Here is an 18,222-nt window from a genome sequence, read left to right on the forward strand (position 1 = left end):
TTCATAGGGACGTTGTAAGAGAGCGCATGGATGAGAGTAAACCCGCCGGACCGCTGCGCCGTGGCTGGACCACGGGCGCCTGCGCGACGGCGGCGGCCAAGGCGGCGTATCTGGGGTGGCGGACAGGCGATTTTCCCGACCTCGTCGAGATCGCGCTTCCCGGCGGAGCACGACCGGCTTTCTCCCTTGCTATCGCTGAACCCTTCGAGGGCGGGGCAAGGGCTGGAATCGTCAAGGACGCGGGCGACGATCCGGATGTGACGCACGGAGCTCTGGTGATCGCGACGATCCGCGCCGGCATGCCCGGAACCGGCGTGACCTTCCGGGCTGGCGAGGGGGTCGGCACAGTCACCCGTGCCGGACTTCCCCTGCCTCCGGGCGAGCCTGCCATCAATCCTGCGCCACGCCAGATGATCCGCGACAACCTTGAGGAGGCGGCGCGCAGCGTCGGTGGGCCGACGGATATCGAGGTCGAGATTTCCATTCCGGGCGGCGAGGCGATTGCGCAGAAGACGCTCAATCCGCGTCTCGGCATCCTCGGCGGTCTGTCGATCCTCGGCACCACGGGCGTGGTGGTTCCCTATTCCTGCTCGGCCTGGATCCACAGCATCTACCGAGGCATCGATGTCGCCCGCGCCGGCGGACTCGACCACGTGGCCGGAGCGACGGGCTCGACCTCCGAGAAGGCCGTGCAGGCCCTCTACGACCTGCCCGAACAGGCTCTGATCGACATGGGCGATTTTGCCGGCGGCATGCTGAAATACCTGCGCCGCAACCCGGTGCCGAAGGTCACCATCGCCGGCGGCATCGCCAAGATGACGAAGCTCGGACAGGGATTGCTCGATTTGCATTCCCGCTCCGGTGCGGTCGACCTTGCCTGGCTCGCCGAGCGCTTGGCGGAAGCCGGGGCCGAGCCATCCGCGGTCGAGGAGGCGCGGGGCGCCAATACGGCGCTCGAGGTGCTGGAGATCGCGAACAGGCTCGGCTTGCAACTCGGCGACGTGGTGGCGCGGTATGCGTGGCAAACGGCGGCGAAAGCTCTCCGCGGTGCCGAGAGCGCCCTCGAAATCGTGGTGTTCGACCGCGACGGAAAGCTCGTCGGCCGCATGCCGTTTCATCCGGTCGTCTGAAGCCCTGCGTTTCATCGGCTGTCCCCGCGCGCATTGGGCCGGAAGCGCCGGTCGTAATCGGTCGAGTAGAGCGCGCTTTCGCGAAAATCTTTTGCCGCGAGCGTCCGGCCGACCAGGATCAGCGCCGTGCGTTCCAGCTTCTCGGCGTGCACCATGGCGGCAATCGTGCCGAGCGTCCCCTTGATGACCCGCTCGTCCGGCCAGGACGCGCGCCAGACCACGGCGGCGGGACAATCGGCGCCGTAGGAGGGAAGCAAGTCCTCGACGACCTGCTCGATGACATGGATCGACAAATGAATGGCAAGGGTCGCCCTCGTCTGGGCGAAGGTGGCAAGCCGCTCCGTCTCCGGCATGGCCGAGGCCCGGCCGGAGGTCCGGGTCAGCACCAGCGATTGCCCGATTTCGGGCACGGTGAGCTCGCGTTCGAGGGCCGCTGCCGCGGCGGCGAAAGCGGGGACTCCGGGCGTGATGGTGTAGGGGATGCCGAGCGCATCGAGGCGCCGCAACTGCTCGCCCATAGCGCTCCAGATCGAGAGATCGCCGGAATGGAGACGCGCCACGTCCTCGCCCCGCTCATGCGCCCGCAGGTATTCGGCGGCAATGGCGTCGAGGTCGAGGGGCGCAGTGTCGACGAGGCGCGCGCCGGGCGGGCACCAGGACAGCATCTCCGGCGGCACGATGGATCCGGCATAGAGGCAGACGGGACAGCGTTCGACGAGCGAACGGCCCCGCACCGTGATGAGATCGGCAGCACCGGGACCTGCTCCGATGAAGTGGACTTTCATGGGCGCGTCTCCAGGCGGACAAGGGCGCAGGTTGCGGCGGGGGAGGCGATGCGCTCGACGATGAGGCTGGCGCGAGACCCTGCGGCCGCAAGTGCCGCCGCCTCCGCGACCGATCCGACTCCATGCGCCGCGATCGAGCGCGCGGATTGCGTGCGTACGTGCGGTGCCGCCTCGGCGAGGGCGGATTCGGTCACCGGTATCGCCGTCACGTTGAGCCGGCGCGCCGCTTCCTTGAACGCAGGCGTCTCGGCGAGCGCCGCGATGGTCGCGAGCCTGTCCAGTGCATCGCGCGCAAGGGACGCGCGCTCAAGCGCCAACTCCACGAGAACCACGATCTCGTCTGCGGCGACGCTGCGCCTGAATCCCACCCCTGCCACGATCATGGCTTCGTCACCACCCATTGCGTGACCGGCATTGCCGCCCGCCAGCCGTGCATGCCGCCGACAGGCTCGAGACGGGAGACCGCCAGGCGCCGCATCGTGCCGCCATGCCGCGCGTAGAGCACGCCGAGAAGCGTCTCGGTTTCAAGGGTGACGGCATTGATGACGAGGCGCCCGCCGGATTTCAGCGCAGCCCAGGCGGCCTCGAACACGCCCGCTTCCGAGGCTCCGCCGCCGATGAAGATGGCATCTGGCGCCGGCAGATCGCAAAGGGCCTCCGGCGCGCGTCCGATGCGGATGTCGAGAGCCGTCGCGCCGAGGTCCTGCGCGTTGCGGCGCGCACGGTCTGCGCGCTCAGTCCGTTCTTCGATCCCGATGCAGCGGTTGCGCGGATGGCGCAGGCACCATTCGATGCCGATGGAGCCGGCACCGAGACCGATGTCCCACAACAATTCGCCGGCTTTCGGCGCCAAGGCCGAGAGGGTCAGCGCACGGATTTCGGCTTTGGTGAGCTGGCCGTCGTTCTCGAAGAAAGAGTCCGGCAGTCCTGGGGCCAGGGTGACGATGCGGGAATCGCTTGCGGCGGCTATCTCGATGGCGATGGTGTTGAGAGGGTCGATGTCAGCGATGGCGAGGTCGTTCGCTGCGACATGACGGATGCGCTCGCGCGGGCCGCCCATGGCCTCCAGCACGGTCATCGTCGAGGCGCCGAAGCCGCGCGCCGTCAGGAGATGTGCGAGCTTTCCCGGTGTCGACCCATCCCATGACAGGGCGAGGATGCGGGCGCCGGGCTGCAGCAAGGGTACGATCCGCTCCAGCGCCCGGCCGTGCAGGCTCACGCAGTCGCAATCCGGCAGCGACCAGCCCACGCGCGCAGCGGCGAGGCTGAAGGCGGAGGGTTGCGAAAAGCACAGGATCTCGTCCACCGGAACGAGCCGCGCCAGCTCCGCGCCGACACCGTAATGGAACGGATCGCCCGTCGCCAGAACGCAGGTCGGCTGGCCACGGCGGGCAAGGATCATCGGATAGCCCTCCGCGAAGGGGCTCGGCCAGGTCTGCGTCCGAGCGGACAGAGGCACCGCAAGCGCGAGATGGCGCGCGCCGCCGATCACGAACTCCGCCCGGTCGAGGGCGGCGAGGGCGGCGGGTGATAGCCCCGCGCGCCCGTCCTCGCCGATGCCGATGATGGTCAGCCAGGGAGCCGTCGTCGCCATGCTCGACTCAGCCTCGGAATTCAGAGAAAAAGGACCCATGCGCATCCTCATTCTGGGCGGCACGACGGAAGCCTCCGCGCTCGCGGCGCTTCTGACCGACAGCTCCGACTTCAAACCTCTTGTGTCCATGGCCGGCCGCACCAGCGACCCGCGCCCGTTGCCGATCCCGACCCGTATCGGCGGCTTCGGCGGCGTGGAGGGGCTCGCCCGCTTCCTGGAGCGGGAGCGGATCGAGGCGGTGGTCGATGCCACGCATCCCTTCGCGGCCGTGATGTCCCGCAACGCGGCCGAGGCCTGCGCGCAGGCCAAAGTGCCGCTGCTCGCCCTGCGCCGCCCGCCGTGGAAGCCGCAGGATGGCGACCGCTGGATCGACGTGGCTTCCACGGTAGAGGCTGTTCATGCGTTGGGGGAGGCACCCCGCCGCGTCTTCCTCACCGTAGGTCGTCTCGAACTCGCGTCCTTCGCCACTGCGCCGCAGCACACCTATCTCGTGCGCACCATCGAGCCCATCGGCAATGCGCTGCCGGTGCCGAACGTGATCGCCATCCGCGACCGTGCGCCCTTCGACGAAGCCGCCGAGCGCGCACTGATGGAGCGCGAGCGCGTCGACGTGGTCGTGACCAAAAATTCCGGTGGTGCTGCGACCTATCCGAAGATCGCGGCCGCACGGGCTCTCGGCCTGCCGGTCATCGTCGTGGCAAGACCTGACAAGCCCCATGGCGTCGAGGAGGTTGCGAGTGCCGAGGCCGCTCTTGATTGGCTCGAACGTCTTCACGGCCGCACCCCGTAGAACCGCGGCGTGTAGACGTAAGGCGCCGCGCCCCCCGGCCGCTCGATCTGCCGCGTGGTCGTCGCGCCGATAATCACGATCGTCGACATGTCGGCCATGGAGTCTTCCACCTCGGAGAGCGGCAGAATCCTGATCCGCTCGTCCGGTCGCATCACGGCGCGTGCCAGAATGACCGGGGTGTCGGGGCCACGCATTTCGCTGACGATCTCGAATGCTGCGCCGAGCTGCCAGGGCCGGGCCGACGAGATCGGGTTGTAGAGCGCCACGACGAAATCGGCGGTGAGCGCCGCACGCAGCCGCGCCTCGACGACCTCCCACGGCTTCAGGTTGTCCGAGAGGGACATGGCGCAGAAATCGCCGCCGAGCGGCGCGCCGACGCGGGCCGCGGCCGCCAGCATCGCCGTGATGCCGGGCTCTATGCGGATATCGAGGCTGCGCCATTCGGGATCGCCGCTCTCGACGGCTTCGAACACCGCGGCCGCCATGGCGAAGACGCCGGGATCGCCGCCGGAGACGACTGCGACGTGGGCACCCTTGGCGGCAAGATCGAACGCGAAGCGCGCGCGGTCGAGCTCGACGCGGTTATCCGACGAATGACGGCGCTGGCCCGGCCGTTCCGGCACGCGGTCCACATAAGGCCCGTAGCCGACGAGATCCGTGGCGGAGGCCAGCGCCTCCGATGCCGCCGGGGTCAGGTAGCGCGGGTCGCCGGGGCCGAGACCGACGACGGTGAGAAGTCCTTTCATACGCGCCTCCCTTGTCCCGGCACGATGATGAGGGAAAAATATGGCGCGTCGAAACCCTCAGGCAGTTCCAACAGCGGAACGATTTTTTCTTCCGCCATGGTAGCGCGCTCCACGTAGATCGCGCGCTCCAGGAGGCCTATGGATTTCAGCACCGCGCGGACCTTCGGCAGATTGCGACCGAGCTTCATCACCACGGCTGCGTCGGTGCCGGAGAGGCGTCGCGTCAGCTCCGCCTCGGGCAATGTTCCGGGTACCACGGTGAGCACGTCGTCGCCCCAGGTGATCGGCGCGCCGGCACGGGTCCAGGCGCCCGACATGGCCGTGACAGCCGGCACCACTTCGACCGGGACGCGGTCTTTCAGGCGCCACCACAGATGCATGAAGGAGCCGTAGAAGAAGGGGTCGCCCTCGCAGAGGACAGCGACGGTATAGCCAGCCTCGACCTCGGCAAGCAGACGCGCTGCGGCTTCCTCGTAGAAGGGATTGAGAGCAGCAGCGTAATCAGGATGCTCTGCCGGGATTTCCGTCGTCACAGGATAGGCGAGAGCGATCTCCCGATCCGGATTCCGGCCGACGACGGCATCGGCGATGGCGCGTGCGTTGCCGCGCCGCCCGCGCTTGCAGAAATGAACGAGCCGGTCGGCACTCTCCAGCACCTTGCGGGCGCGCACGGTCATGTAATCCGGATCGCCGGGGCCAAGTCCTAAGCCGAAGAGACGGATGGGATCTTGCGGGACCATCGCGTCACTCGACCGGGTTCGCGAGGGCGTTGACCGCCGCCGCCGCCATGGCGCTGCCGCCGCGCCGCCCGTGGACGACGAGATACGGCACGCGTCCGTCGCGCGACAGCGCCTCCTTCGACTCGGCCGCGCCGATGAAGCCGACCGGGATGCCGATGATTGCGGCGGGCTTCGGTGCGCCGGCATCGAGCATCTCGAGGAGATGAAAGAGGGCGGTCGGCGCATTGCCGAACACCACGAGCGCGCCGTCCAGCCGTTCCCGCCACAGCTCCATGGCTGCGGCCGAGCGGGTGTTGCCGAGTTCCGCGGCAAGACCGGGAACGCGCGGATCGTCGAGGGTGCAGATCACCTCGTTCTCTGCTGGCAGGCGCGCGCGCGTGATGCCGTTCGCCACCATCTTGGCATCGCACAGGATCGGCGCGCCGCGCTGCAAGGCCGCTTCCGCACTTTCGGCGAAATCCGGCGACAGATCGATGTCCTTCGGCAGGTCGGTCATGCCGCAGGCATGGATCATGCGCACGACGACGCGTTCCGCCGTGCCGGAAAAGCGCGACAAGTCGGCTTCCGCGCGGATGATCGAGAACGAGCGGCGATAGATCTCGGCGCCCTCGCGGATATACTCGCGGGGCGCGCTCATCGCATATTCTCCGGAAAGGCGCGGTGCAGGTCGGCAGAAGTCTTTGTCGGCAATAAACGGGTCATGATCTCGTCGACGGAGAGGTGAAGAGAAGAAGCGTCGCGGGTGGTGCCGCTCGGCACGACGTCATAGCGGCCATCGTCCCGCCCGACCAGTGTGAGATCCGCCCCGCCCGGATGGGCGCAGCCCTTCGGGCAGCCGGAGACATGGACCACGGTGCCTTGCCTCAGAAGATCGCTGCAAGTGCTCGCGAGCCGCAAAGCGTCCGCAGGAGCAACCGTCAAGGCGCTTCCGCAATCCGGCTTTCCGGGGCAGGCGATCAGCGAAAGGCGGGGATCGTCTGGGTCAATGATGAAGCCGGCACGGGAGGCTTCCGCAAGCAGGGTCAAGACATGCTCGCCCGCAATACCCGGCAGCAGGATGCCGCGCGTGAAGGACAGGCGGATTTCGCCCTGGCCGAAACGCTCGCTCCACTCCACTGCCTGATCCAGTTGCGCTGTGCTGCAGCGGCCGAAGGGAAGCGCTAGGAGGACGGCATGACCGTGCCGCATTTGGAATGAGCCGGCACGGGGAGCGGCTGGACGTTCGATGGGTGGTATAGCGGATGCGAGTTCGGCCGAGGCCGCGAGTTCCGCGACGAGGACAGGCTCAAGATCGCGCAGCCGGCGCGCTTGCGTTCTGCCCTTGAGCCTCATCTCCGCAAAGTCCGCAAGGATAGGGAGAACGGCTTCGGCAGCGCAGGCAGGACTGGTTGCGCCGATCCAATGCAAGCCCTTTGATGCGGCGCTGTCGAAAGCGATGGCATAGTCTTCTCTTGTCGCGACCAGATGAAGATCGGCGCCAATGGGATCGAGAGGCATCAAGCCGCCGCCATCGACGGCGACGAAGAATTTCGCAGGCAATCCGTCCAGACGACCGGCCCTGTCTTCGATGGCTTGTGCGAGGGCGAGCGCGTCACAATGGTCGATAAGGTCGAGACCGGCCAGCGGGGATACGATTGTGAGCCGGTTCGGGCCTTCGCCCTCCGGCTCGACCAGGCCTTCGCGCTCCAGGAGAGCGAGCAGGCCGGGATAGGTCTCGTCGCTCACGCCTCGGATCTGCAGGTTGGCGCGGGCGGTGATGTCGAGATGGCCGTTGCCGAATTCCCGCGCAGCTTCGGCGATCAAACGCGCCCGGTCTGCCGTGAGCCTGCCGGCGAACGGATGAAGGCGCACGAGCAGGCCGTCGCCGGTTTCCATCGGGCGGCGGACGCCCGGGCACCAGCCGCGGCGCCTTTCGCTGACAGGATGCGCGCTCATTCGGCGGCCTCCTTCCGACCATCGGCGAAAAAGGCTGCAACGGAATTGAGGCGGCTCTCCCAAAGCCCGCGCACACGTGCATCTGCCAAGCGGTCGCGGATGGCCTGGGCGGCCGCCGGATTGACGGTCCCAATCCGATGCCAGACGGGCTCGTCGGCGATCAGGGCGGTGAAGACGAGATCGAAACCTGCGGACGAGACCGCGTCCGTCGTCGCGGCGAAGGCGAAAAGCGCATCGACGCCTTGCGCGATCTCGGCCGCACCCCGCCAGCCATGTCGCAGCTGGCCTTTGATCCAGCGCGGGTTGGTCAGGCGTCCGCGCACGAGGCGGTCGATATCCTCAGGCAGCGTGCGGGCTCTCGGAGCCTGCGGATTGCTGGTGTCGAGGCTGTAGAGGGCAGGGGATTGACCCAGCGCCTGAGCTGCGGCCGCGAAGCCGCCGATGGCGTCCGCGGCGGAATCGCCGTCGAGGATGTCGCGCTCGGCGACGTCGCTCACATGCACGAAGGCTTCGGCCTGCTCGACCCTGTGCGAAAAGCTCTCATCGGAATGGGCCTCGCCGCCGGAGCCGAAAGAATGAGAGGTGCCTTCGAGATAAATGCGGCCGAAATCGCCTTTCGTTGTCCATTCGCCATCGAGCGCCTGCGCCGCCACGCCCGCACCGTAGGTGCCCGGCGCGGAGCCGAAGACGCGCGACAGGTTCTCTCCCCGCCGGCGCGCGGCGGCGAGCTCGTTCCATGCGTCATCCTCGCTCAGCGCAGCGACGGCGCGGACCGCCTGGTCGAGCAGGGCGATCTGGTCGGGGAACGTGTCGCGGAATGCGCCGGAAACGCGGATCGTCACATCGGCGCGGGGGCGGTCGAGGAGCGGCTGCGGCACGATCTCGAAGCCGGTCACGCGGGTGGAGGCATGGTCCCAGGTCGGGCGCACGCCCATGAGGGCCAGCGCATGGGCGATGTCCTCGCCGCCGGAGCGTAGCGTCGGCGAGGCCCACAGGTCCATCACGATCCGGCGTGGCCAGTCGCCTTCCTCTTGCAGATGGCGACGCACCACTTCCGCCGCCGCGCGCCAGCCGAGCTCCGTGGCGGCGCGGGTGGGGATCGCGCGCGGATCGAGGGTCGCGAGGTTGCGGCCAGTGGGCAGCACATCGGTCTGCCCACGCGAGGGCGAACCGGACGGGCCCGGCACGACGAAGCGGCCGTCGAGAGCGTTCAGCAACCCCTCGCGCTCGCCGGCGGCGCAGGCCTCGAAGCCTTCAGCGGAGTTGCCGAAGACATGCAATCCATCGCGGATCGTCACCTCGCCGAGATCGCAGAGATGCGCGTCGAGACGGGTCAGCGCCTCGTCCATCGGCATCGCATCGTCAACGCCGCAGGCGGCGGCCAATCCGCTGGTTTGTGCACGCTCGCGAATCTCCTTCGCCACGAGTTGCGCGCGGCCCGGGTGCAGCACCTGGGCTGAGGAGAATTCCTCCACCAACTCGCGCAGGGCGCCTGCCTCGCCGTGAAGGCCTGCGCCCATCGTCTGCGGCGTGAGATGGCCGATTGTCACGGCGCCAATGCGGCGCTTGGCGGGAGCCGCCTCGCCGGGATCGTCGACGATGAAGGGATAGACCACCGGAACCGCACCGATCGCGAGGCGCGGCCAGCATTGCGTGGAGAGCGCCACCGCCTTGCCGGGCAGCCACTCCGTCGTGCCATGCGTGCCGAGATGCACGAGCGCGTGAATGTTTTCGAGCGCGCGCAGGCCGCAATAGAAGGCGAGGTAGCCATGGCTCGGCGGGCATTCGGGATCGTGATAGAACCCTTTGCGGTCGAGGCCATGACCGCGGTCGGGCTGAAGCGCGACGAGGATCTTTCCGGCGCGGATCGTGCGGAAGCGGAAGGCATCGTCGGCGAAGGCGGGATCGTCCTCGGGTTCCCCCCAGCGCCCGTCGATGGCGGCACGCCGTTCTGCCGGCAGGCTGTCGAGCCAGGCGCGATAGGCGGAAAGCGGAACGGCGAACGAAGCCTTGCCTTCAGTGAGACGCGGCATCAGCTCATCGACGGTGAAATCTCGTCCGGCTGTGTATCCGGCTTCCTCGAGCGCACCGAGGATCGCGCAGGCGCTGGCTGGCGTATCGAGCCCGACCGCGAAGCCGGCCCGTCCGCCGCGGGCGGGATAATCGGAAAGCACGAGCGCCAGTTGTCGCTCGCGCCGTGGCGTGCGGGCAAGATGCACCCATGCGGCTGCCTGATCGGCCACGGCATCGATGCCGGCCGCATCCGGTGCCTGCACCCGGCGCGAGAAGGCGAGCGCCGGGTCTGCGGGCTCTTCTACCTTGAACGAGATGGGACCGGCGGCGATGCGGCCGTCGAATTCCGGCAGGGCGATCTGCATGGCGAGATCGGCGGCGGACAACCCGCGCGGAGAAGCCTCCCACGCTTCTTTCGCGCTGCCTGCAGGAATGGCTTGCAGGATCGGGCAGCCGGCTTCGTCGAGCACGAAATCTGCATCGTCGCGGGATGAGAACGCCGTCGTGGTCAGGATGATATCGGGACGGCGTGCTTGGATCGTGCGCCGAACGACAGCCACTGCTTCCAAGTCTTTCAGGCTCGAGACCGCGAGCACGAGCGGATCGATGCCGCGCTCGACGAGAGCGTTTGCGAGAGCTTCGATGGCCTGCGTGTCGCCGGAGAGAACGGCGGAGCGATAGACGAGAAGGTAGGCGAGGGGGCGTTCGCCGGAGAGGCAGGCGAGGATGGATTCCGGTTTAGCGATTCTGCCGATTTCAATCCCACTGCCCTCATCCTTCGAGACGCAGCCTGAGGACTGCTCCTCAGGATGAGGTCTGTGAATTGAAGGCCTGTCTGTAATCAAACTTCCAGGCACCCACGCGAAGGCCCGTGGAGCCGCGCGTTGTGGCTCAGCGACTGCGTCCGTCTCACCAATCTCGACGCCGATCCGCGCGAGCAGTCGGCGCATGTTGTCGATGCCGCCGGCCTGGAAATAGGCCTCCAGCTCGTCGCAGAGAGCTTGCGGCACGGTCGCATGAGCTGAGAGCCGCGGATCGGGGCGGTCGTCGCCGGGCAGCACCGCGAGCTTGATGCCGTGAGCGCGGCAGGCCTTCGCGAGGTGCTCGATCCCGTAGCGCCAGTAATCGAGCCCGCCGAGGCAGCGCACCAGGACGAAGCGCGCCTTGGCGGCGGTCTTGTCGATATAAAGATCGACGGAAAGGGGATGGCGCAGGCGGCGCAGCGAGGCGAGGCGGAGCGATGGTCCGCATGCCTTCAAACGATGCGCAGCCGCCAGCGCACCGAGGTCACTGTCCGCAAACGAGAGGACGACGATATCCCCCGGCGGCTGCTGGAGGTCTGTGGCCTCCGAGCCGTCGTCGAGGGAAATCGCTGTGACCGGGAGGAGGTGCATGTCATCCTGCGCGCAAAGCGGCTTCGACGGCCTTCACGTCGAAACCTTTCAGGCCGATCACCACCATGCGGCCGTCACGCGCTTCGCCGGCCTTCCAGGGGCGGTCGAAGTGATGCGCGACGCGCTGGCCGACACCCTGGACCACGAGGCGCATGGGCTTGCCGTCGACGGGAGCAAAGCCCTTGATGCGCAGCACGCCGGCCGCTTCCGCCGCGCGCTCGACGCGGGCGACGAGCGCCTCCGGCGTGGCGACGGGATCGACGGGGATCGCGACGCTGTCGAAATCGTCGTGGTCGTGATCCTCGGCGGTCTCATGATGCGACGGGCGTGCGTCGAGATCGGCTTCCACTGCCGCGCCCATGCCGAGAAGAACGGTCGGGTCCACCTTGCCGTGCGCGGTCTCGATCACCTTCACGGCGCGGGGCAGGTGTTCCTCGATCTCGGCGAGAACCTTGCCCTTGTCGCCGGCCTGCATCTGGTCGGTCTTGTTGAGGATGATGAGATCGGCGCAGAGAAGCTGGTCCTCAAACACCTCCTCGAGCGGATTTTCGTGATCGACGGAAGCGTCGGCCGCGCGCTGCGCTGCGAGCGCATCCGGATCATCCGCGAAGGCGCCAGAGGCGACGGCAGGGCCGTCGACCACGGCGATCACGCCGTCGACCGTGACGCGGGAGCGGATGTCGGGCCAGTTGAAGGCGCGCACCAGGGGCTTGGGCAGGGCGAGGCCCGAGGTCTCGATCAGGATGTGCTCGGGCGGGTTCGGCCGGTTGAGCAGCGTGTTCAGGGCCGGGACGAAATCGTCGGCCACCGTGCAGCATATGCAGCCGTTGGGCAGTTCGACGATGTCTTCTTTCGTGCAGCCTTCGATGCCGCAGCCCTCGATGAAGGAGCCGTCGAAGCCGAGATCGCCGAACTCGTTGACGAGAACGGCGATGCGGCGACCGCCGGCATTCTCGAGAAGGTGACGCACCAGGGTGGTCTTGCCGGCTCCTAGGAATCCGGTGACGATGGTGCAGGGAATCTTCTTCAGGTCGCTCATGAAGTGCGCCTTTCGGCGGCTTTGCTCAGGCCGCGCTGTTGGTCTTGAAAGGAGGAATGCGGGCGACGACGCCCTTGCGGAAGGCTTCCGGGCGCTCGCGCCAGGGCACAAGGCCATCGGACGTCGCCGCGTAGCGGCGCAGCCCGTCGAGGATGGTCTCGACCGAGGTTTCCGGGTTCAGGTCGCCATAGATGTAGGTCCAGCGTCCCGGACCGGAGATCGCAACGGTGCAGGGGCGCTTGCAGACGGAAAGGCATTCGACCGCCTCCACGCGCACCTTCGGTGCGTCGGGATGGGCGAGCGCCTCCGTCAGGGCCCGGTGGAGGATCGCACCGGGCCGGAACTCCCTGTCGTCCGGGCCACCCGCCTGACGGCAGGTGACGCAGACATGCAGGCAGATCTCCTCGTGGGATGAGGTCATGGGCTAAACGGCCTTGCGTTCGCCGGTAACCGAAGCCGCCTGAGAGAGAAGTCCTGATTTCGTGCGGTCTTCCTGCCGCACCCAGTACCAGCCGAGGCTTAGTCCAAGGGTCGCCCAGAAGGCGAATGCGACAGCAAGCGAGCGTGCCGCGAATTGTGCGGCAAGAACGGCCGGAACGTCACTCGCTGCAGCCTCCGCATGAGGCGCCCCGATGATGTGAGGGAGCACTATTGCCAGGAGACCGATGCCGATAGCCGCATGATGGCGCACATTCGTCATCAGGTAGAGGCCGAGGCCTGTTCCGAGGGCAGTGCAGACCCACCAGATCTGCCTCTCTGCGAGATGCGCGCCCCCCATGCCGGGAAGCTCAGGAGGCAGCCCGACGGCAGGCGCGAGATTGACGGCGACAAAGCCGCCGATCGCCCACCGCAATGCGGTTTGCGGGTTGAATTCTCGACCTGCAGCAAGAAGCAAGGCTGCAAGAATCGCTGCATAGCCGACACCGCTGACCAACGTGGCAAGGGCCGTGAAGGCTACCCGGGGAAAGCCTTCGCCGGGTTCCCATCCACCCTCTTCCGCAGCATCGGCGTGGGCATGTTGCCCATGAGCCAGATGTAATTGAGCCGAATGCACGTGAGCCAACTGCACCAGGCCGCCGTATCCGGAGGCATGCGCCTCTGGCGCCGCGGCCTTCTCGTATGTCTCGGCCTGGAGAATCAAGGGAGACGTCAGGAAAGTTTGGAGGGTTGCAGCTACGCAAGCAGCCAGAAACCCGGCGACCAAAGCCGCCTTCAATACCCGCAATATCATGGCAGCCACTCTCAGTGGCAGGGGAAGTTATGCGAATGGCGCCAGTCATGCGCCGCGTTGTGCAGCGTTTCGGGCGAGGCGAAGCCCGAAATGAAAACGAGCGCAAGGCCGAAGGTCGCTGCCGTGAAAACGGTGACGAGACGTTGGGACGAAGTCGTGACGTAGGCTTGTTTGATCAGAGTCGACATCGATACCTCTTGGCCACCCCTCCGGCGGCATTTGGGTTGCACGATGACGGCAGGTCTCCTGGCTCGCGGGTCGATGCCTTGCGCTACCGCCTTCCCGGAATGTCATTCCAGTGGCATTTGGAGCGAAGGCTCGCCGCTTACAGTTGCGGGGGCAGCCGCGGTGTCTCACCGCATTCCCTTTTCACCCCGTATCCGGGGCACCGTCTGTGACATCCTTACCGGGGCGCAGGGCATCTTTCAAGCCTGACCATGCCGAAGCACCGGCCTTGAAATCGGCCTCGCGCCTGTTCATGGTGCAGCCCTCTCACGCGAAGGCAGGTCTCGAATGAGCCAGGACGAAGACGCGCGCCACCGCGCCAAGATGATCAAGCGCAAGGAGGTCCAGGACCGGGAGGTCGCCTCGAAGACCGTCGAGAAGGGGCTCCTCATCGTCCATACGGGCCCCGGCAAGGGCAAGTCCACGGCCGCCTTCGGGCTCATGCTGCGGGCGCTCGGCCGCGGCTTTCACGTGGGGGTGGTCCAGTTCATCAAGGGCGCCTGGGAGACCGGCGAGCGCCTGGCGCTTAACCGACTCTCCGATCAGGTCGAGTGGCACACCATGGGCGAGGGGTTCACCTGGGAGACCCAGGACCGCTCCCGCGACGTAGCGGCGGCTGAACGCGCCTGGGACAAGGCCAAGGAGCTGATGGCGCGCGAGGACATCCGCCTTCTGGTGCTCGACGAGCTCAACATCGCCTTGCGCTACGAGTACCTGGATCTGGCCGAGGTGGTCGAAACCCTGCGCCAGCGCAGGCCCGGTCTCCATGTGGTCGTCACAGGCCGCAACGCGAAGCCGGAGCTGATCGAGGCAGCGGACCTCGTCACCGAGATGACTCTGGTCAAGCACCATTTCGCGGCCGGCGTGAAGGCGCAGGAAGGCGTCGAGTTCTGATGCGCGCTCTGATGATCCAGGGCACCGGCTCCAATGTGGGCAAGTCGCTTCTGGTGGCGGGCCTGTGCCGGGTCTTCGCGCGCAAGGGTCTGAAGGTCCGGCCCTTCAAGCCGCAGAACATGTCGAACAATGCCGCCGTCACGGCGGATGGCGGAGAGATCGGCCGCGCCCAGGCGCTGCAGGCGCGGGCGGCCGGCGTTGCCCCCAGCGTCCACATGAATCCGGTGCTGCTGAAACCCCAGAGCGAGATCGGCTCGCAGGTTGTGGTGCAGGGCCGCGTCGTCGGAACGGCGAAGGCGCGGGAATACCAGTCCTGGAAGCCGCGTCTCATGGAAGCCGTTCTCGACAGTTTTTCGCGGCTGTCTGACGAGGCCGATCTCGTGCTCGTCGAAGGCGCGGGCTCTGCGTCTGAAGTGAACCTAAGAGCCGGCGATATCGCCAATATGGGCTTTGCCCGCGCCGCTGACGTGCCCGTGGTGCTCGTGGGCGACATCGACCGGGGCGGCGTCATCGCGAGCCTCGTCGGCACCAAGGCCGTGCTCGACGAGGCGGACGCTGCGATGATCCGCGGCTTCATCGTCAACCGCTTCCGCGGCGATCCGGCCCTGTTCGAGAGCGGCATGAGCTTCGTATCGGAACGTACCGGCTGGCCGGCGCTCGGTCTCGTGCCGCATTTTGCCGATGCTGCGCGGCTCCCGGCGGAGGACGGTCTCGGGCTCAGGCGCGAGGGGCGCAAAGGATCCGTCGTCGTCGCCGTGCCGGTAACGCCCTGGATCTCCAATTTCGACGATCTCGATCCCCTGCGCGAGGAGACGGGCATGGAGGTGGTTTTGGTCGAGCCCGGCCGGCCGTTGCCGGCGGAGGCGGCGCTCGTCCTGCTGCCGGGCTCGAAGACCACCATCGACGATCTTCTGTTCATCCGCGCGCAGGGTTGGGACATCGACCTGAAAGCGCATGCCCGCCGCGGCGGGCGCGTGCTCGGCCTCTGCGGCGGCTACCAGATGCTGGGCAATCGCATCGACGACCCCTTCGGCATCGAGGGCGAGGCGGGACGCTCGGTGGAGGGGCTCGGCCTGCTCGACGTCGCGACCACGCTCACCGCGAAGAAGCGGCTCGAGGCCGTGACGGGTACGACAATTCCCGATGGTGCTCCGTTCTCCGGATACGAGATGCATATTGGCGAGACCTCAGGGCTCGACGCATCCCGGCGTGCCTTCGCACGATTGGAGAATGGCCGGCTCGACGGCGCGGTCTCGCCCGATGGGCGCGTGGCCGGCACTTATGTGCACGGCCTGTTTTCCGTCGACCGGCAGCGGGCGCGCTGGCTTCAATTGCTGGGAGCTGAGACGAGCGATCTCGCCTATGAAGCGCTCGTCGACGACATTCTCGACCGCTTCGCCGATCATCTGGAGGCGCATCTCGATTGCGAGCGGCTCTTAGCCCTCAGCGCGCGATGAGCCAGGCGAGCAGCGTCAGGCCGGCGGCCGAACCGAAGAGCAATCCGCAGGCCGTGCGATAAAGCGCGAGCGCCCGGTCGATATCGTCGGCATTCGCCTCGGCGCGCCCGTTGCCCATCCATCGATCCTCGACGCGCATGTCGCCGTAGACGCGCGGTCCGGCGAGCCGCAATCCCAGCGCCCCGGCCATTGCGGCTTCGGGCCATCCGGCATTGGGTGAGCGGTGATGGGAGGCGTCGCGCCGAACGGCGCGCCATGCGCCTCGGGGTGAGGCTTCCCGATGCAGGCAAGCTGCCGCAGCGATCAGGAGCGCCGTGAGGCGGGAGGCGGGCAGGTTGACGACATCGTCGAAGCGCGCCGCCGCCCAGCCGAAGGCTTCGTGCCGCGGCGTGCGGTGGCCGATCATGCTGTCGGCGGTGTTGGTGGCCTTGTAGAGCACGGCGCCGGGCAATCCGCCGAGCCCGAGCCAGAAGGCGGGGGCGACGACGCCGTCGGAAAAGTTTTCCGCGAGGCTTTCGATGGCGGCGCGCGACACGCCCGCCTCGTCGAGGCTCTGGGGATTGCGTCCCACGATCATCGACACGGCCTTGCGTCCGCCCTCGATCCCGCCCTCCCGCAGGCCTTTCGACACGGCCGCCACATGCTGGTGAAGGCTCCGCTGGGCGAGAAGGCTGCTGGCGAGGATCGCCAGAACCGCAACGCCGATCATGCCGAGCGGCAGAAGCAGGCTCTGCAGAGCCCAGGCCACCAGACCGGTGATGGTCAGAAGGATCAGGAGCGCCAAAATTCCAGCTGCGCGTCGGCGGCCGAAGGTCCATTCGCCCCGGTTGAGGCCTCGGTCGAGCCCCTTGATCAGCCGCCCGATCCAGGTGACGGGATGCCCGATCCGCGTGTAAAGGCCATCCGGATAGCCGATGGCCGCCTCCGCCGCGAGGGCGAGGAGCAGGATCAGCGGGCTGTCGGAGAAGGCCATGGGACGATCGATGGGGAAATCGGATGAGTGAGGCGCGGATCTGGCACGGGGGCGACCTGGACGAGGCCCGGCAGCTCTTTCCGCAGGCGCCCGAGCCCTGGATCGACCTGTCGACGGGGATCAATCCCATAGCCTATCCGACGCCCGCATTGCCAGCCTTCTCGTTCGAGCGGCTGCCGTCGCCCACCGATCACAGGGATCTGGAGGAGGCCGCCGCCGAGGCCTACGCGGCGCAGAGTGTCGCGAACGTGGTGGCTGCGCCGGGAACGCAGATTTTGATCAGCCTTCTGCCGACCCTGTGGCCGCGCTCGCGCATCGCCGTTCTCGGCCCGACCTATGCGGAACACGCCCATGCCTGGCGCGGGGCAGGGCATGAAGTGGCCGAAGTATCCTCGCTCGATGAGATCGGCGGGGCGGACATTCTCGTCCTCGTCAACCCGAACAATCCGGACGGCAGAACGCTCGAGCGCGCGGTTCTGCTCGAGGAGGCGGGCCGGCTTCGGCGGCGCGGCGGCTGGCTCGTGGTCGACGAGGCCTTTGCCGATTTCGATGCGGGCGAGACCCTCGTGCCGGTTCTGCCGGACAATGCCATCGTCCTGCGCTCGTTCGGCAAAACCTATGGGCTTGCCGGGATCCGGCTCGGCTTTGCGATCGCCTCCGAGAGCATGGCGATGCGGCTGCGGACGATGCTGGGTCCCTGGGCGGTCTCGGGACCCGCGCTCGCCATCGGGCGACAGGCCCTGCGGGATCGCGAGTGGCGGCAGGCGGCTGGAACGGCCCGTGCAGGCGATGCGGTCCGGCTCGACGCATTGCTGGAGCCGGTTGCTGATCGGCCCCTTCGCGGCACGAGCCTCTATCGCCTCTTGGAGAGCCGCCGGGCACCGGACCTGTTCGTCCATCTGGGGCATCGCGGCATCTGGGTGCGTCGCTTCCAGCACGATTCTGAGCTTCTGCGGTTCGGGATGCCCGGGACCGAAGCAGCGTGGAAGCGCATTGTCGATGCCCTCGGCACGTTCGCCGTCACGCAGAAAGCATAGAAAAAGAAAAGCCGCGAGTGGTCTTCCGACCGGCCCCGCGGCTTACAACCGTGCTCAGCCCCCAAGCACGGCAGTGTTATGAACTATATCTTTGGTGAACGTTGTCTTGAATTACTGCGCATCAATAAATTCAGTCTATAGGCAGATTTATCGCGAGATGGAATAGCGGAAAATACGTAGGGACAATGGCTAAGCTTGAGAAACCGTCGTCCTGAAGGCACGTGAAAACCGGAATCGGT

At 67.1% G+C, this 18,222-nt stretch carries 18 protein-coding genes and 1 riboswitch; of the genes, 5 read left to right on the top strand and 13 right to left on the bottom strand.

What is annotated here, in order from left to right; all coding sequences use genetic code 11:
* Positions 1-26: 26 nt before the first annotated feature.
* On the top strand, positions 27-1,130 hold the full coding sequence (locus BB934_RS23230; protein WP_099511808.1) for a cobalt-precorrin-5B (C(1))-methyltransferase: 1,104 nt from the start codon (positions 27-29) through the stop codon (positions 1,128-1,130).
* A gap of 11 nt (positions 1,131-1,141) precedes the next feature.
* Here the strand turns inward: BB934_RS23230 and cobM are convergent, their stop codons facing one another.
* From cobM to cbiE, 3 genes are read right to left on the bottom strand one after another with little or no spacing between them, the layout of a single operon-like run.
* Positions 1,142-1,915: a precorrin-4 C(11)-methyltransferase gene (gene cobM / locus BB934_RS23235; protein ID WP_099511809.1), complete on the bottom strand. Its 774-nt coding sequence runs from the start codon at positions 1,913-1,915 to the stop codon at positions 1,142-1,144.
* Positions 1,912-2,298, bottom strand: a complete 387-nt coding sequence (locus BB934_RS23240) for a cobalamin biosynthesis protein (RefSeq protein ID WP_237050063.1) — start codon at positions 2,296-2,298, stop codon at positions 1,912-1,914. The genes cobM and BB934_RS23240 overlap by 4 nt, the downstream gene beginning before the upstream one ends.
* Positions 2,295-3,548, bottom strand: a complete 1,254-nt coding sequence (gene cbiE / locus BB934_RS23245) for a precorrin-6y C5,15-methyltransferase (decarboxylating) subunit CbiE (RefSeq protein ID WP_237050064.1) — start codon at positions 3,546-3,548, stop codon at positions 2,295-2,297. Before cbiE ends, BB934_RS23240 begins: the two co-directional genes overlap by 4 nt.
* On the opposite strand from cbiE, the gene BB934_RS23250 reads away from it, so the two are divergent.
* On the top strand, positions 3,547-4,299 hold the full coding sequence (locus BB934_RS23250; protein ID WP_099513170.1) for a cobalt-precorrin-6A reductase: 753 nt from the start codon (positions 3,547-3,549) through the stop codon (positions 4,297-4,299). The genes cbiE and BB934_RS23250 overlap by 2 nt on opposite strands.
* On the opposite strand, the gene cobJ is transcribed toward BB934_RS23250, so the two are convergent.
* The 9 genes from cobJ to BB934_RS23295 are packed head-to-tail and all read right to left on the bottom strand — an operon-like array spanning position 4,281 to position 13,585.
* On the bottom strand, positions 4,281-5,045 hold the full coding sequence (gene cobJ, locus BB934_RS23255; protein ID WP_099511812.1) for a precorrin-3B C(17)-methyltransferase: 765 nt from the start codon (positions 5,043-5,045) through the stop codon (positions 4,281-4,283). The two genes, BB934_RS23250 and cobJ, sit on opposite strands and share 19 nt — an antisense overlap.
* Positions 5,042-5,785: a precorrin-2 C(20)-methyltransferase gene (locus BB934_RS23260; protein ID WP_099511813.1), complete on the bottom strand. Its 744-nt coding sequence runs from the start codon at positions 5,783-5,785 to the stop codon at positions 5,042-5,044. Before BB934_RS23260 ends, cobJ begins: the two co-directional genes overlap by 4 nt.
* 4 nt (positions 5,786-5,789) lie before the next feature.
* Positions 5,790-6,422, bottom strand: coding sequence for a precorrin-8X methylmutase (locus BB934_RS23265; RefSeq protein ID WP_099511814.1), 633 nt, complete (start codon positions 6,420-6,422; stop codon positions 5,790-5,792).
* A complete protein-coding gene (gene cobG / locus BB934_RS23270; protein ID WP_099511815.1) occupies positions 6,419-7,720 on the bottom strand; it encodes a precorrin-3B synthase in 1,302 nt (433 codons plus the stop codon). Before cobG ends, BB934_RS23265 begins: the two co-directional genes overlap by 4 nt.
* On the bottom strand, positions 7,717-11,127 hold the full coding sequence (gene cobN, locus BB934_RS23275; protein ID WP_099511816.1) for a cobaltochelatase subunit CobN: 3,411 nt from the start codon (positions 11,125-11,127) through the stop codon (positions 7,717-7,719). The genes cobG and cobN overlap by 4 nt, the downstream gene beginning before the upstream one ends.
* 1 nt (position 11,128) lies before the next feature.
* Positions 11,129-12,166 carry a cobalamin biosynthesis protein CobW gene (gene cobW, locus BB934_RS23280; RefSeq protein ID WP_099511817.1) on the bottom strand — a complete coding sequence of 346 codons (1,038 nt, stop codon included), beginning with the start codon at positions 12,164-12,166 and terminating at the stop codon, positions 11,129-11,131.
* A gap of 25 nt (positions 12,167-12,191) precedes the next feature.
* A complete protein-coding gene (locus BB934_RS23285) occupies positions 12,192-12,587 on the bottom strand; it encodes a DUF1636 family protein (protein ID WP_099511818.1) in 396 nt (131 codons plus the stop codon).
* Between the two features lie 3 nt (positions 12,588-12,590).
* The gene (locus BB934_RS23290) at positions 12,591-13,397 is read right to left on the bottom strand and encodes a CbtA family protein (RefSeq protein WP_099511819.1); all 807 of its coding nucleotides are present in this window, start codon (positions 13,395-13,397) and stop codon (positions 12,591-12,593) included.
* Positions 13,398-13,408: 11 nt separating this feature from the next.
* Positions 13,409-13,585: a CbtB domain-containing protein gene (locus BB934_RS23295; RefSeq protein ID WP_099511820.1), complete on the bottom strand. Its 177-nt coding sequence runs from the start codon at positions 13,583-13,585 to the stop codon at positions 13,409-13,411.
* Between the two features lie 31 nt (positions 13,586-13,616).
* A riboswitch (cobalamin riboswitch) is annotated at positions 13,617-13,803 on the bottom strand.
* Between the two features lie 107 nt (positions 13,804-13,910).
* On the opposite strand from BB934_RS23295, the gene cobO reads away from it, so the two are divergent.
* Together cobO and BB934_RS23305 are read left to right on the top strand one after the other, a co-directional pair.
* Positions 13,911-14,516 (top strand): cob(I)yrinic acid a,c-diamide adenosyltransferase, encoded by a 606-nt coding sequence (cobO, locus tag BB934_RS23300; protein ID WP_099511821.1) that lies wholly within the window; start codon positions 13,911-13,913, stop codon positions 14,514-14,516.
* 11 nt (positions 14,517-14,527) lie between these two features.
* Positions 14,528-15,973 carry a cobyric acid synthase gene (locus BB934_RS23305; protein WP_099513172.1) on the top strand — a complete coding sequence of 482 codons (1,446 nt, stop codon included), beginning with the start codon at positions 14,528-14,530 and terminating at the stop codon, positions 15,971-15,973.
* Here the strand turns inward: BB934_RS23305 and cbiB are convergent.
* Positions 15,960-16,946, bottom strand: a complete 987-nt coding sequence (gene cbiB / locus BB934_RS23310) for an adenosylcobinamide-phosphate synthase CbiB (RefSeq protein WP_099511822.1) — start codon at positions 16,944-16,946, stop codon at positions 15,960-15,962. The two genes, BB934_RS23305 and cbiB, sit on opposite strands and share 14 nt — an antisense overlap.
* A 23-nt stretch (positions 16,947-16,969) precedes the next feature.
* Here cbiB and cobD point away from each other — a divergent pair, with 23 nt between their 5' ends.
* Positions 16,970-17,983: a threonine-phosphate decarboxylase CobD gene (cobD, locus tag BB934_RS23315; RefSeq protein ID WP_099511823.1), complete on the top strand. Its 1,014-nt coding sequence runs from the start codon at positions 16,970-16,972 to the stop codon at positions 17,981-17,983.
* The last annotated feature ends 239 nt before the right edge of the window (positions 17,984-18,222 follow it).

It is taken from the genome of Microvirga ossetica (genome assembly GCF_002741015.1).
Taxonomy (GTDB): domain Bacteria; phylum Pseudomonadota; class Alphaproteobacteria; order Rhizobiales; family Beijerinckiaceae; genus Microvirga; species Microvirga ossetica.